This is a genomic window from Streptomyces sp. NPDC098789, from assembly GCF_044759975.1.
In the GTDB taxonomy this organism is placed as follows: Bacteria; Actinomycetota; Actinomycetes; order Streptomycetales; family Streptomycetaceae; genus Streptomyces.
This window is the reverse complement of the sequence record NZ_JBIWAJ010000008.1, coordinates 61469-75036: the sequence shown is the minus strand read 5'-3', so window position 1 is coordinate 75036 and position 13568 is coordinate 61469. Positions and strand designations below refer to the sequence as shown.

13 protein-coding genes are annotated in these 13568 nt (G+C 72.2%); 2 read left to right on the top strand and 11 right to left on the bottom strand.

The window, feature by feature from the left end; genetic code table 11:
- Positions 1 to 35 precede the first annotated feature (35 nt).
- The 11 genes from yajC to pgsA form a co-directional block, all read right to left on the bottom strand.
- On the bottom strand, positions 36 to 521 hold the full coding sequence (gene yajC, locus ACIQWR_RS18370) for a preprotein translocase subunit YajC (RefSeq protein WP_404010308.1): 486 nt from the start codon (positions 519 to 521) through the stop codon (positions 36 to 38).
- A gap of 165 nt (positions 522 to 686) precedes the next feature.
- Positions 687 to 1811 carry a Holliday junction branch migration DNA helicase RuvB gene (gene ruvB / locus ACIQWR_RS18365; protein WP_404010305.1) on the bottom strand — a complete coding sequence of 375 codons (1125 nt, stop codon included), beginning with the start codon at positions 1809 to 1811 and terminating at the stop codon, positions 687 to 689.
- Between the two features lie 52 nt (positions 1812 to 1863).
- Positions 1864 to 2499, bottom strand: coding sequence for a Holliday junction branch migration protein RuvA (gene ruvA / locus ACIQWR_RS18360; protein ID WP_404010302.1), 636 nt, complete (start codon positions 2497 to 2499; stop codon positions 1864 to 1866).
- Positions 2496 to 3128: a crossover junction endodeoxyribonuclease RuvC gene (ruvC, locus tag ACIQWR_RS18355; protein ID WP_404010299.1), complete on the bottom strand. Its 633-nt coding sequence runs from the start codon at positions 3126 to 3128 to the stop codon at positions 2496 to 2498. Before ruvC ends, ruvA begins: the two co-directional genes overlap by 4 nt.
- Before the next feature lie 136 nt (positions 3129 to 3264).
- Complete coding sequence (locus ACIQWR_RS18350; RefSeq protein WP_404010296.1) at positions 3265 to 4017, bottom strand: YebC/PmpR family DNA-binding transcriptional regulator; 753 nt, start codon at positions 4015 to 4017, stop codon at positions 3265 to 3267.
- 69 nt (positions 4018 to 4086) lie between these two features.
- The gene (gene pdxT / locus ACIQWR_RS18345; RefSeq protein WP_404010294.1) at positions 4087 to 4680 is read right to left on the bottom strand and encodes a pyridoxal 5'-phosphate synthase glutaminase subunit PdxT; all 594 of its coding nucleotides are present in this window, start codon (positions 4678 to 4680) and stop codon (positions 4087 to 4089) included.
- Between the two features lie 12 nt (positions 4681 to 4692).
- Positions 4693 to 5604 (bottom strand): pyridoxal 5'-phosphate synthase lyase subunit PdxS, encoded by a 912-nt coding sequence (gene pdxS / locus ACIQWR_RS18340; protein ID WP_354382566.1) that lies wholly within the window; start codon positions 5602 to 5604, stop codon positions 4693 to 4695.
- Between the two features lie 116 nt (positions 5605 to 5720).
- The gene (locus tag ACIQWR_RS18335) at positions 5721 to 6260 is read right to left on the bottom strand and encodes a hypothetical protein (protein WP_385784314.1); all 540 of its coding nucleotides are present in this window, start codon (positions 6258 to 6260) and stop codon (positions 5721 to 5723) included.
- A gap of 134 nt (positions 6261 to 6394) precedes the next feature.
- A complete protein-coding gene (locus ACIQWR_RS18330; protein ID WP_404010289.1) occupies positions 6395 to 7585 on the bottom strand; it encodes a glycosyltransferase family 4 protein in 1191 nt (396 codons plus the stop codon).
- Positions 7582 to 8520: a phosphatidylinositol mannoside acyltransferase gene (locus ACIQWR_RS18325; protein ID WP_404010286.1), complete on the bottom strand. Its 939-nt coding sequence runs from the start codon at positions 8518 to 8520 to the stop codon at positions 7582 to 7584. Before ACIQWR_RS18325 ends, ACIQWR_RS18330 begins: the two co-directional genes overlap by 4 nt.
- Complete coding sequence (pgsA, locus tag ACIQWR_RS18320; RefSeq protein WP_385784305.1) at positions 8520 to 9185, bottom strand: phosphatidylinositol phosphate synthase; 666 nt, start codon at positions 9183 to 9185, stop codon at positions 8520 to 8522. Before pgsA ends, ACIQWR_RS18325 begins: the two co-directional genes overlap by 1 nt.
- 236 nt (positions 9186 to 9421) lie before the next feature.
- Between pgsA and ACIQWR_RS18315 the strand changes: the two genes are divergently transcribed.
- Entirely contained in the window at positions 9422 to 11644 is a 2223-nt protein-coding gene (locus tag ACIQWR_RS18315) for an elongation factor G-like protein EF-G2 (protein WP_404010283.1), read from the top strand.
- 205 nt (positions 11645 to 11849) lie between these two features.
- Positions 11850 to 13505, top strand: a complete 1656-nt coding sequence (locus ACIQWR_RS18310; RefSeq protein ID WP_399262192.1) for a hypothetical protein — start codon at positions 11850 to 11852, stop codon at positions 13503 to 13505.
- Positions 13506 to 13568 lie beyond the last annotated feature (63 nt).

Below are 13568 nucleotides of genomic sequence, written 5' to 3'. Positions count from 1 at the left end.
CTCCGATCAGGCGCCGTGCGGTCCCCCGCCGAGCGCTACTTGGCGCCGGCCTCGCCGTCGGTCTTGCCGTCGGTCTTGCCATCCGTCGTGTCGTCCGTCTTGCCGTCGGACGCGTCCTTCTTGCCCAGGTCGAGCTTGGGGGCTTCCGCCTGGTCGGCGTCGGCGGGCTCGTCCTTGAGCAGCGAAGAGGCGTCGTCCGGGACGACCGGCGTGTCGATGGTCAGATCATCGCCGGTGCCGTGGACGATGCGGTTGTACTCCTCGTCCTCCAGAACGGCGCCGATGGAGTTCTTCGCGTAGATCGCGTGGACGCCGGGGGCCACCTCGAGGGTGACGGTGTCGTCGCCGATCTCCTTCACCGTGGCGTACATGCCGCCGATGGTGCGCACGCCGGTGCCGGGACCCATCTGGTCGCGCATGGAGACCGCCGCCTGCTGCTTCTTCTTGGCGGAACGCGTCATCAGGAACATCGCCCCGATGAGCACGACGAACGGGAGGAAGGTCAAGAGGCTACTGTTCACGGGACGAAGATCCTTCGCACGACCGCACGGGAAGCGGCCTTTTTCTACGGGGGGTGGGCATGCTGGCCGTTACGGCCAGCATCGGCGGAGTCTAGGCGAGTCCACACCGATGGAACAACGCCCAGCATGGCACCGCAGTTCCTGACCCGGCGAACCTCCGCGCCGTCAGGACCCGAACAAGCCACCTTGCCCGGGCGATCCGGTCCCGGGCCGGACCGGCGGGACGAGCCCCAGGTGAGCCCATGCGGCGGGCGTCGCGACCCGTCCCCTGGGCGTCCGCGCCAGCAGTCCCTCCCGCACCAGGAACGGCTCGGCGACCTCCTCGACGGTCTCCCGCTCCTCCCCCACCGCGACGGCGAGGGTCGACAGGCCCACCGGACCGCCGCCGAACAGCTTGAGCAGGGCCTCCAGCACGCCCCGGTCGAGGCGGTCCAAACCGCGCTCGTCCACCTCGTACACCTTCAGCGCGGTGGCGGACACCTCGCGGTTGATCACCCCGTCCGCCCGGACCTGGGCGTAGTCGCGGACCCGGCGCAGCAGCCGGTTCGCGATGCGCGGGGTGCCCCGGGAGCGGCCCGCGATCTCGGCGGCGCCCGCGGTGTCGATCTCCACGTCCAGCAGCCGGGCGGAGCGGTGGATGACCCGCTCCAGCTCCTCGGGGGCGTAGAACTCCATGTGCCCGGTGAAGCCGAAGCGGTCGCGCAGCGGCGGCGGCAGCAGGCCGGCCCGGGTGGTCGCTCCGACGAGGGTGAAGGGGGGCAGCTCCAGCGGGATCGCGGTCGCGCCCGGCCCCTTGCCGACGATCACGTCGACGCGGAAGTCCTCCATGGCCATGTAGAGCATCTCCTCGGCGGGCCGCGACATCCGGTGGATCTCGTCGAGGAAGAGGACCTCGCCCTCCTGGAGGGAGGAGAGGATCGCGGCGAGGTCGCCCGCGTGCTGGATGGCGGGGCCGGAGGTGATCCTGATCGGGGCGCCCATCTCGGCCGCGATGATCATCGAGAGCGTGGTCTTGCCGAGGCCGGGGGCGCCGGAGAGCAGGACGTGGTCGGCGGTGGCGCCGCGCTGGCGGGCCGCCTTGAGGACCAGGTCGAGCTGCTGGCGCACCTTCTCCTGGCCGACGAACTCCTCCAGGTCCTTGGGGCGCAGGGCCGCCTCGACCGCGCTGTCCTCGCCGTCGGCGGCGGACGCGACGAGCCGGTCCGCCTCGTCGTGGGCGGCGCCCGCCGCTCCGGCGTCCGCCGCGTACGCGCCGTCCTGGTAGGGATCGCTCTCGTCGTACGGGTTCACGGTGTCAGTCTGCCTTCTCGGTCTGTGCGGTTCGCACGGCGCGTACGGGCGCTCAGCGGGCGCGGTTCAGGGTCTGCAGGGCGGCGCGCAGCAGCTGCGGCACGGGGGCCGGGCCACCGGCGGCCAGGGCGGCCTCGGCCTGCGGGGTCACCGCGGAGACCGCCTCGTCCGCCTCGCGGGAGGCGTAGCCGAGACCGATCAGGGCGGCCTGGAGCTGCTCCGTCCAGGGAGCCGGGCCGGCGGCCGCGGCGGCCCTTTGCGCCCCGACCAGGGCGCCCGTGCCGAGCGGCTGGCCGAGCTTGTCCTTCAGCTCCAGGAGCAGCTTCTGGGCGCCCTTCTTGCCGATGCCGGGCACCATCGTCAGGGACTTCTCGTCCCCGGTGGAGACCGCGAGGCGCAGCGCGTCCGGGCTGTGCACGCCGAGCATGGCCTGGGCGAGGCGCGGGCCGACCCCGCTCGCGGTCTGGAGCAGCTCGAAGACCTGGCGTTCGTCGTCGTCCGCGAAGCCGTACAGGGTGAGCGAGTCCTCCCGGACGACCAGGGAGGTCGCGAGCTTCGCCTCCTGGCCCAGCCGCAGTCCGGCGATGGTCTGCGGCGTGCAGTGCACCGCCATGCCCACGCCGCCGACCTCGATGACGGCCGTGGTGGGGGCGAGCGCGGCGACGGCTCCGCTGACGAAGGCGATCATCGGTTACGGCCTTTCAGGGCTTTCTGAGCGGAAGGGGCGGAAAGAGCTGACGGAGCTGACGGAGCTGGAGCGTTGCCGGCGCCACGGGTCGCGGCGGTGGCGTTCGAGGCGCGCGTCGCGGCGTGCAGGGCCACGGCCTGCTGGAGCCGGTTCTGGGCGGGGGCGCGCCAGATGTGGCAGATGGCGAGGGCGAGGGCATCGGCCGCGTCCGCAGGCTTAGGGGGCGCGTCCAGCCGTAGCAGCCGGGTCACCATGGCCCCGACCTGCGCCTTGTCGGCGCGGCCGCTGCCGGTGACGGCAGCCTTGACCTCGCTGGGCGTGTGCAGGACCACGGGCAGTCCGCGGCGGGCGGCGCACAGCATGGCCACCGCGCTGGCCTGCGCGGTCCCCATGACGGTGCTGACGTTGTGCTGGCTGAAGACGCGCTCGACGGCGACCACGTCGGGCCGGTGCTCGTCGAGCCAGGCTTCGAGTCCGACCTCGATCGCGACCAGCCGGTGGCCGATGTCCGCGTCCGGCGGGGTCCGTACGACGCCCACGCCGCGCATGGTCAGCGGTCGGCCCGCGACCCCCTCGACCACGCCCACGCCGCACCGGGTCAGGCCGGGGTCCACCCCGAGCACGCGCACTGGCCCCTCCTTCGTCCGTCCGTTCGTGCAGGCTATCGGGCGCCACCGACATCGGGGGCGCGCCGGGCGCGCGAACGCCGACGGGCCGTCGGGGAGTCCCCGACGGCCCGTCGTGCGTACTGGTGATCGGCGCCGATCAGGCGTCGATCTGCTCCATGACCTCGTCGCTGACGTCGAAGTTGGCGAAGACGTTCTGCACGTCGTCGCTGTCCTCCAGCGCGTCGATCAGCTTGAAGATCTTGCGCGCGCCGTCCTCGTCCAGCTCGACCTGCATGGTCGGCAGGAAGTTGGAGTCGGCCGAGTCGTAGTCGATGCCGGCGCCCTGGAGCGCGGTGCGGACCGCGACCAGGTCGGTGGCCTCGCTGACGATCTCGAACTGCTCGCCGAGGTCGTTGACCTCTTCGGCGCCCGCGTCGAGGACCGCGTCGAGGACGTCGTCCTCGCTCAGCTCGCCCTTGGGCAGCAGGACGACGCCCTTGCGGTTGAACAGGTAGGAGACCGAACCCGGGTCGGCCATGGAGCCGCCGTTGCGGGTCATGGCGACGCGCACGTCCGAAGCGGCACGGTTGCGGTTGTCGGTGAGGCACTCGATGAGCACCGCGACACCGTTCGGGCCGTAGCCTTCGTACATGATCGTTTCGTAGTCGGCGCCGCCCGCTTCGAGACCGGCACCGCGCTTGAGCGCGGAGTCGATGTTCTTGTTCGGGACGGAGCTCTTCTTCGCCTTCTGCACGGCGTCGAAGAGCGTCGGGTTGCCGTCGAGGTCAGCGCCACCGGTGCGCGCCGCGACCTCGATGTTCTTGATCAGCTTCGCGAAGAGCTTGCCGCGCTTGGCATCGATCACGGCCTTCTTGTGCTTCGTCGTAGCCCATTTAGAGTGGCCGGACATCTGCCTGTCTCCTTCGCGTAACCAACGGTGTTCGCCACAGATCCTACCGGGACTCCTCCCGGGAGCGGATCAGGACCCCGCGCGCACCATGTCCACGAAGTAGGCGTGCACCCGGTGGTCTCCGGTGAGCTCCGGGTGGAAGGACGTGGCCAGTACGTTGCCCTGCCGCACGGCGACGGTGTGGCCGTCGTACGTCGCGAGCACCTCGACGGCCGCGCCGACCGATTCGACCCAGGGCGCCCGGATGAAGACGCCCTCGACCGGGCCGCCCGCTATGCCGGCGAAGTCGATGGAGGCCTCGAAGGACTCGTTCTGGCGGCCGAAGGCGTTGCGCCGGACGATCATGTCGATCCCGCCCAGCGTCTCCTGGTCCTCACGGCCTCCGAGCAGCTTGTCGGCGAGCATGATCATGCCCGCGCAGGTGCCGTAGACCGGCATCCCGGCCCGCACGCGCTCGCGCAGCGGCTCCAGCATGCCGAAGAGCACGGCGAGCTTCGACATGGTCGTCGACTCGCCGCCGGGGATCACCAGGGCGTCGACCTCGGCGAGCTCCTCGGGGCGCCGGACCGGCCTGGCCACGGCGTCCGCCGAGGCCAGGGCGATCAGGTGCTCCCGGACGTCGCCCTGGAGGGCCAGGACGCCGATGATCGGGGGATTGTTCATGGGTGGAGTGCCTTACCAGCCGCGGTTGGCGTAGCGCTCGGCCTCGGGCAGGGTGTCGCAGTTGATGCCGACCATGGCCTCGCCCAGGTTGCGGGAGGCGTCCGCGATGATCTTCGGGTCGTCGTAGAAGGTGGTGGCCTTCACGATGGCGGCGGCGCGCTTGGCCGGGTCGCCCGACTTGAAGATGCCGGAGCCGACGAAGACGCCCTCGGCGCCGAGCTGGCGCATCAGCGCGGCGTCGGCGGGGGTGGCGACGCCACCGGCCGAGAACAGCACCACGGGGAGCTTGCCGAGCTCGGCGACCTCCTTGACCAGCTCGTACGGGGCGCGCAGGTCCTTGGCGGCGGCGTACAGCTCGTTGTTGTCGAAGCCGCGCAGCTTGGCGATCTCGTTCTTGATCTGGCGCAGGTGACGGACGGCCTCGACGACGTTGCCGGTGCCGGCCTCGCCCTTCGAGCGGATCATGGCCGCGCCCTCGGCGATGCGGCGCAGGGCCTCGCCCAGGTTGGTGGCGCCACAGACGAAGGGGGTGGTGAAGGCGAACTTGTCGCTGTGGTTGACCTCGTCGGCCGGGGTCAGGACCTCGGACTCGTCGATGTAGTCGACGCCGAGGGACTGGAGCACCTGGGCCTCGACGAAGTGGCCGATGCGGGACTTCGCCATGACCGGGATGGAGACGGCCTCGATGATCTCTTCGATCATGTTCGGGTCGGACATCCGGGCGACCCCGCCGTCCTTGCGGATGTCGGCCGGGACCCGCTCCAGGGCCATGACGGCCACGGCGCCCGCGTCCTCGGCGATCTTCGCCTGCTCGGCGTTGACCACGTCCATGATCACGCCGCCCTTGAGCTGCTCGGCCATGCCGCGCTTGACGCGAGAGGTGCCGATCTCGGGGTTCTGCGAAGGGGTGGAAAGCGTGCTCACGGGAGGACCTCACTCAAGGAAGACGGGTACTGCACTGAGCAAACCCTCCGGACCAGTCCACTGCAAGGGCCAATGCACAGGTGGTGGCCTGCACCGCCCGGTCGGCCCAGGGCCGCTCAGGGGCGGTCGGCGAGGTGGGCCGGGGGCTCGTCGTCCATTTCGAAGGCGAGCGGGAAGGGTGCGTGTCCGGCCAAGCGGAACCAGCGGACCTTGCGGTGCCGGCGCAGCGCGCGGGCGGCGCGAACGGCGTCGTTGTGGAAGCGCCGGGCCATCGGAACCCTGCGCACGGCGGCCGCCAGCTCCTCCGCGGCGACCTCGCCGCCGGGGGCCCGCTTGAGTTCCTCGACCTGGTCGGCGTCCGCGAAGACTGCGCGCAGGGCCTGGGACAGTTCACTTTCGGCCACCTCGCGGTGCTCCTCCTCCACCTGGCGGGCGGCGTGCGCGGCCTCGTAGAGCACGAGGGAGGACGCCGGGTCCAGTACGCCGGAGGTGGCCACCTCCAGGACCACCGAGGCCCGGCGCACGAGCTGTGCGTCGAGCGCGGCCCGGGCGGCGTCCATCCGCGAGTGCAGGCGGTCGAGCCGCCCTGCCGTCCAGCTGAGGTAGACCCCGATGGCGCCGAGCGCCAGGGCGATCCATACGAGGGTTTCGATCACGGGCGGCGACTTTACCTGCCCGCGGGCCGCTCCCCGCGCGCCCCCGCCGCCGCCGCGACCGCGACGGTTTCAGCGGACCCGACGGCGTACGGGAGGACGCCGGGGCGCTCCGGGCAGGCCCGGGACGCCGGCGTTCAGGAGGGTTCGGAGAAGGAGGACGGGGTGGCGCCGCGGGTCAGGCCGAGCCGGGCGCGCAGTCCGACCCGTTCGTCCGCGGCCACCGAGGCCGCGCCGTCCGCGACCGTCTCGTACACCGCCAGGACGTCCGCCCCGACCGTCGACCAGTCGAAGCGCCGCACGTGCGCGGAGCCCCGGGCACTCAGCCCGGCCCGCCGCTCGGGATCGCGCAGCAGCGCGATGGCGCCCGCGGCCAGCGCGTCGGCGTCCTCGTTGGCGAACAGCTCCCCCGCCGCCCCCTTGTCCAGGACCTGGGCGAAGGCGTCCAGGTCCGAGGCCAGCACCGGGGCGCCGGCCGAGAGCGCCTCGACCAGGATGATCCCGAAGCTCTCGCCACCGGTGTTGGGGGCGACGTACACGTCGACGCTGCGCAGCAGCCGCGCCTTGTCCTCGTCGGAGACCATGCCGAGGAACTCCACGCGCTCGCGCAGGGCGGGCGGCAGCGAGGCCACCGCCTCCTCCTCGTCACCGCGGCCCGCGACCAGCAGCCGCACGTCCGGGCAGGCCGCCACGATCTTCGGGAAGGCGGCCATCAGCACCGGCATCCCCTTGCGCGGTTCGTCGATGCGGCCGATGAAGCCGAGCGTGCCGCCCTGCCATTCGGGCTTCGCTTCGGCGGCGGCGAAGAAGTCGACGTCGACGCCGTTGGGGATGACGACGGCGTCCCCGCCGAGGTGTTCCACCAGCGTGCGCCGGGCGTACTCGCTCACCGCGATCCGCGCGCTGATCTTCTCCAGCGCGGGCTGGAGGATGGGGTACGCGGCGATCATGGCGCGCGAGCGCGGGTTCGAGGTGTGGAAGGTGGCCACGATCGGGCCCTGGGCCGCCCAGCAGGCGAGCAGGCCGAGCGAGGGGGAGGTCGGCTCGTGGATGTGGATGACGTCGAAGGTGCCCTCGTGCAGCCAGCGGCGCACCCGCGCGGCCGAGATGAAGCCGAAGTTCAGCCGGGCCACGGAGCCGTTGTAGGGCACCGGCACCGCGCGGCCCGCCGAGACCACGTAGGGCGGCAGCGGGGTGTCCTCCTCCGCAGGGGCGAGCACCGACACCTGGTGACCGCGCTCGATCAGGTGTTCCGCCAGGTCACGGATGTGGAACTGGACGCCGCCGGGGACGTCCCAGGAGTACGGGCACACGATGCCGATCTTCATCCGGTGCCCTCCCGGCGGTCCGTGGAGGGCAGCGGCTCCCGGGGTTCCAGGTCCTCCAGCCACAGCCGCTGCAGCATGTGCCAGTCCTCGGGGTGCTCGGCGATCCCGGCGGCGAAGGCGTCGGCCACCGCCTGGGTCATCGCCGCCGTCTTCTCGTCCCGGGTGCCGGTCCGCGGTTCGGACACCGGCGGGTGGAAGCGGCCCCGCATCACCGGAGCGTCCTCGTACCAGAGGGTCACGGGCACCAGCAGGGCGCCGGTCTGCTGGGCGAGCAGCGCGGGACCGGCGGGCATCCGCGCCGTGGACCCGAAGAAGTCCACCTCGACGCCGGAGGAGGACAGGTCCCGGTCGGCGACCAGGCAGATCAGTCCGCCGGAGCGCAGCCGGCGGGCGAGGGTCCCGAAGGCGGCGCCGCCGCTGTGCGGCAGCACCTCCATGCCGAGGCTCTCGCGGTAGGCCACGAACCGGTCGTAGAGGCTCTCCGGCTTGAGGCGTTCCGCGACCGTGGTGAACGGGATGCCGTGGTGACTGGTGACCCAGGCCCCGGCGAGGTCCCAGTTGGCCAGGTGCGGCAGCGCGATGATCACGCCGCGGCCGGCTGCCATGCCGTCGAGCAGGACCTGCTCGTCGGTCATGACGACCTCCTTGCCGAACCGTTCCTTGTTCATGGCGGGCAGCCGGAAGGATTCCATCCAGTAGCGCATGTACGAGCGCATGCCCGCCCGGGACAGCTCGCGCAGCCGCTCCGGCCCGGCCCCGGGCACCACCCGGGCCAGGTTCGCCTCCAGCCGCCGCACGCTCTTGCCGTGGCGCTTCCAGGTGCGGTCCGCGATCGTGCGGCCGAGCGCCGCCGCCGTCGGTTCCGGCAGCTTCTTGACCGCGGCCCAACCGAGCCCGAAGGCCCCGTCCGTCAGCCGGTCCGTGAGCGCGCCCATCAGGCGGCGCCGCCCTCGGCGGCGGCAGCGGCCGCGTCGGCCTCCGCCGCCTCGCGGCGCACGGTCACCACCCGCTGGATCAGCGTCACCAGCGAGCCGACCGCGACCACCCACAGCGCGACGGGCAGCAGCACGCCGATCCAGGAGGGCACGCCGAAGGTCTCCAGGCCCGAGAGGCCGGCCGCGACCAGCGTGATCACCAGCCGCTCGGCGCGCTCGACCAGCCCGTTGACGGCCACCGGCAGGCCGATCGCCTCGCCCCGGGCCTTCGTGTACGAGACCACCTGGCCGCTCGCCAGGCAGAAGATGGCCACGGCGCACAGCATGTTGTCGTGGCCCGATCCGGCGTACCAGAGCGCCAGGCCACCGAAGATCGCGGAGTCCGCCACCCGGTCCAGCGTCGAGTCCAGGAACGCGCCCCACCGGCTGGAGACCCCGGCCTGGCGCGCCATGTTCCCGTCGACCAGGTCGGAGAACACGAAGAGGGTGATCGTGATCGTGCCCCAGAAGAACTCTCCCCGTGGGAAGAAGACCAGCGCTCCGGCCATCACTCCGGCCGTGCCGATCAGGGTGACCGCGTCCGGGCTCACCCCCCGACGGAGCAGAAACGCGGCGAACGGTGTGAGGACACGCGTAAAGAATGCACGCGCGTACTTGTTCAGCATGGCCTTCCCAGGGGGTCGCTGGGCCGCACGGCCACCACGGCCACCGGCTGGCCCATCGTAGCCAGCGCCCGGGGCCCGCACCGCCGCGCACCCACCGTGGGGCTCCGGCAATACCCGGATCGCGCCACGGAGGCGCCCGACCGGGGGTGGCCGGGTACGACGTATGGACGCAGTGTGACGCCAGTGCAAAGCTCGAAGGATCCCACCTCACCGTTGCACCGGGAGGCACGAGAATCATGGGTGACAAGACGCAGCACTCCGGGGCCGCCGGCAGGGCACTGACGGCCGACCGCCCCTCCGCGATACGCAATGTGGTGCTGGTCGGCCACAGTGGAGCCGGAAAGACCACCCTGGTCGAAGCCCTCGCCCTGACCGCCGGAGCCGTCGGCCGGGCGGGCCGGGTCGAGGACGGCGCGACCGTCTCCGACTACGACGAGATCGAGCACCGGCGCCAACGCTCGGTCCAGCTCTCGCTCGTCCCCGTCGCCTGGGGCGGCATCAAGATCAACATCCTGGACACCCCCGGATACGCCGACTTCGTCGGAGAACTCAGGGCCGGTCTGCGCGCCGCGGACGCGGCCCTCTTCGTCGTCTCGGCCGCCGAGGGCGCCGCGGACGGCGGCGACGGCGCCGGCCTGTCCGGCGCGACCCGGATGGTGTGGGACGAGTGCGCGGCCGTCGGGATGCCCCGCGCCATCGTCGTCACCCACCTGGAGGCCGCCCGCGCCGACTACGACCGGATGGCCGCCGTCTGCGGCGAGACCTTCGGCCCCGACGACCCCGACGCCGTCATCCCCCTCTACCTGCCGCTCCACGGCCCCGTCGGGCCCGACGGCCACGCACCCGTCGCCGGGCTGCTCGGCCTGCTCTCGCGGCGCGTGTACGACTACACCTCCGGCGAACGGGTCGAGCGCGACCCCGACCCCGCCGAGCTGGCCCTGATCACCGACGCCCGGGCCCGCCTGATCGAGGGGATCATCGCCGAGAGCGAGGACGAGACCCTCATGGACCGCTACCTCGACGGCGAGGAGATCGACCTCACGACCCTCGTCGACGACCTGGAGCGCGCCGTCGCCCGCGGCACCTTCCACCCCGTGCTGATGGCCGCGCCCGCCGCCGAGGGCGCCCGCCAGGGCCTCGGCACCGTCGAGCTCCTGGAGCTGATCACGGGCGGCTTCCCCACCCCCCTCGAACGCCCGGCCCTCGCCGTCACCGACCCCGGTGGCGCTCCCCGTCCCGCCGTCACCTGCGACCCCGACGGCCCGCTGCTCGCCGAGGTGGTCAAGACCTCCTCCGACCCCTACGTCGGCCGGGTCTCCCTGGTCCGCGTCTTCTCCGGCACCCTGCGCCCCGAGGAGACCCTGCACGTCTGCGGCCACTTCCCCGGCGCCGACGGCGCGGCCGCCCCCCGCGACCTGCACGAGGCCGACGAGCGCGTCGGCACCCTCACCTCCCCCTTCGGCAAGCAGCAGCGCACCCTCACCCACGGCATCGCGGGCGACCTCGCCTGCGTGGCGAAACTCACGCACGCCGAAACCGGCGACACCCTCTCCGCGAAGGCCAGCCCGCTCCTCATGGAGCCCTGGGCGATGCCCGACCCGCTGCTCCCGCTCGCCATCGAGGCCCACAGCAAGGCCGACGAGGACAAGCTCTCCCAGGGGCTCGCCCGGCTCGTCGCCGAGGACCCCACGATGCGCCTGGAGCAGAACCCGCACACCCACCAGCTCGTCCTGTGGTGCCTGGGCGAGGCCCACCAGGAGGTCGCCCTGGAGCGGTTGCGCAGCCGCTACGGCGTCCGGGTCGACGCCGTCCCCCACCGGGTGAGCCTGCGCGAGACCTTCGGCGCCAAGGCCACCGGGCGCGGCCGGCACGTCAAACAGTCGGGCGGCCACGGCCAGTTCGCCATATGCGAGATCGACGTCGAGCCGCTGCCGGCGGGCAGCGGCATCGAGTTCGTGGACAAGGTGGTCGGCGGCGCCGTCCCGCGCCAGTTCATCCCGTCCGTCGAGAAGGGAGTACGGGCCCAGGCCGCCCGCGGCGTGGCCGCCGGGTACCCGCTCGTCGACGTACGGATCACCCTCCGCGACGGCAAGGCGCACTCCGTGGACTCCTCGGACGCGGCCTTCCAGACCGCGGGCGCGCTCGCCCTGCGCGAGGCGGCCGCCGAAGCCGAGATCCACCTCCTCGAACCCGTCGCCGAGCTCACCGTCCTGGTCCCCGACGCCTACCTGGGCCCCGTCATGAGCGACCTCGCCGGGCGCCGCGGCCGGGTCGTGGGCACCGAACCGGCGGGCCCCGGACGCTCCGTGGTGCGCGCCGAGATCCCCGAGATCGAGATCGGCCGCTACGCCGTGGAACTGCGCTCGGTCTCCCACGGCACCGGCGGCTTCAGCCGCGGCTACGCCCGCCACGAGCCCATGCCGCCCCAGCTGGCGGACAAGATGCGCGAACAGGCTTAGAAGGGGAGCTAGTTGACATAGCACCCGGGGTACCGCCCCCCCCAACCCGCTTGCGGAGGGCGGTATTTCCCTGTCCCATGACCATCGGGGGGCGACCCTCGCTAGGCTCTTTCAGGCTCGGCGGGGCGGGGCAGAACATCGGGTGACGGGACACCGAACAGCGGGACACCGGGCACGCACGAAAAGCACAGCGATGGGGGCAGCGGTGGCGGACGACGGTTTCGACTTCAGGCCGGGGGCGCAGATCCCCCTCCAGGGCGGTGGCGGCCAGACCGCGGCGACCAACGCGCTGGCCTCCGCCGCGTACCGCGACGGCAAGCCGGACGAAATACTCAAAGCCAACAACGAGCACTACGAATCCACCGTGAAGAAGGGGAAGCTCTCCCTCTTCGAGCCCAACTTCGGCGAGGCCTTCTGCCGGGCCGTCGAAGCCCGCATGCTCGGCGCCGGCCGCAAACCGCTGATCCAGTCCTTCGGCGCGGACCCGCAGACCGTCGTCGAGCACTGCCTCGCCGCCTCGCGCCTGCGCAAGGAGCGCGACCGCAAGCTCCGCCTGATCATGCTGGTCTGCGGCGTGCTCTTCCTGCCCGGACTGCTCTTGTGGCTGGGCCTGTTCCAGCTGCGCAAGTCCCTCGCCGGGAACGCGGGCAAGCGCGCCTCCTGGATGGGTACCGCGCTGCTCGTCGGCGTCGCGCTCGTGGTGGCGGTGCTGATGTTCCGGCTGCCGTTCACCGGTTTCTGGGGCCTGTACCTGCGGGCGATGGTCATCGCCCCGGCCGTGGGGTGGCTGTTGGCCTCCCGGATCGCCGAGGCGGCCGCCAAGGACATGCGCGCCCGGTGGGACGGCCTGCTCGGCGGGGCCTCCGTCGGGGCCAAGATCCCCGAGGCGGTCCCCGGCAACCCCGACGAGACCGCCCGCGAGGACCTGCGCCACCAGCTCGCGAAGCTCACCGCCGAGGGCCGCAGCAACTCCGTCTTCTACGCCGGCCCCAAGGGCATCCTGGGCATGGGCACCCGGTGGGGCAGCTGGCAGTTGGCGGAGGACCTCGCGCCCAAGACGGAGGGCGCCGAGATCCACCCCTTCCGCAGTTGGGACGTGGTCCGCGCGATCCACGACCAGCTGCGCATGCTGGAGCGCGGTCCGCTGCACACGGGCGGCTTCCCGCCGCCGTCCATCACGCACTGGATCGTCACCCCGGTCGGCGAGGGCGCCAAGGAGGTCGCCCGCCCCACCGGCGCGGACGTCGACGCCTTCCTCATCAAGCAGCACGAGATCACCCGGATCTGCAACGAGCAGCAGTTCGGTGCGGGCAACCGGCACTACCTCGGGGTCCAGTGGCCCTTGTGGGACGGCCAGTTGGTGATCACGATGATGGTGACCGTGACCGTGCTCTACAAGACCCTGCGCGTCGACGTCACCGCCCACTCCCTCGGCCCGGTGCACGGCCTGTTCACCACCAAGTCGGCGCCGAAGACCACCGAGGTCGCCAAGACCGTCCGGTTCTGGGAGACCGTGGAGCGCACCCACGCCCTCGTCGACGCCTCCGAGGTGGTGCGCCTCGCGGTCCGAGCGCCCTTCACCTGGTACCCGCCGCTGCTCGACTTCCTGGGCGGCAAGCTGGTCCTGCCCGAGCCGTTCGGCGTCCGGCACGTGTGGGCCGGTTCGATGTGGCGGCACCGGTTCATGGCCGACGACGCGATGCGCACGGCCACGCCGGTACTGCGGGCGGTGCACGCGGCCGCCATGCGCGTACTGGACGAGAACGGCGTCGACACCGACCGCTTCGCGAACCGCTCGATGATCGTGAGCGGCATGGTCCAGGACGCCTCGCCGCGCAAGGCCGACGCCTACGACGCCTGACCTCGCCCCCGGCCCACGCCCGTCCCGCACCGCCCCGCACCGGCCTCCGCCGGTGCGGGGCGG

Excerpts from the sequence above, each read along its gene's own strand:
- ruvA (WP_404010302.1), bottom strand. The coding sequence starts at position 2,499 with ATGATCGCCTTCGTCAGCGGAGCCGTCGCCGCGCTCGCCCCCACCACG.
- ACIQWR_RS18350 (WP_404010296.1), bottom strand. The coding sequence starts at position 4,017 with ATGTCCGGCCACTCTAAATGGGCTACGACGAAGCACAAGAAGGCCGTG.
- pdxT (WP_404010294.1), bottom strand. The coding sequence starts at position 4,680 with ATGAACAATCCCCCGATCATCGGCGTCCTGGCCCTCCAGGGCGACGTC.
- ACIQWR_RS18330 (WP_404010289.1), bottom strand. The coding sequence starts at position 7,585 with ATGAAGATCGGCATCGTGTGCCCGTACTCCTGGGACGTCCCCGGCGGC.
- ACIQWR_RS18325 (WP_404010286.1), bottom strand. The coding sequence starts at position 8,520 with ATGGGCGCGCTCACGGACCGGCTGACGGACGGGGCCTTCGGGCTCGGT.
- pgsA (WP_385784305.1), bottom strand. The coding sequence starts at position 9,185 with ATGCTGAACAAGTACGCGCGTGCATTCTTTACGCGTGTCCTCACACCG.
- ACIQWR_RS18315 (WP_404010283.1), top strand. The coding sequence starts at position 9,422 with ATGGGTGACAAGACGCAGCACTCCGGGGCCGCCGGCAGGGCACTGACG.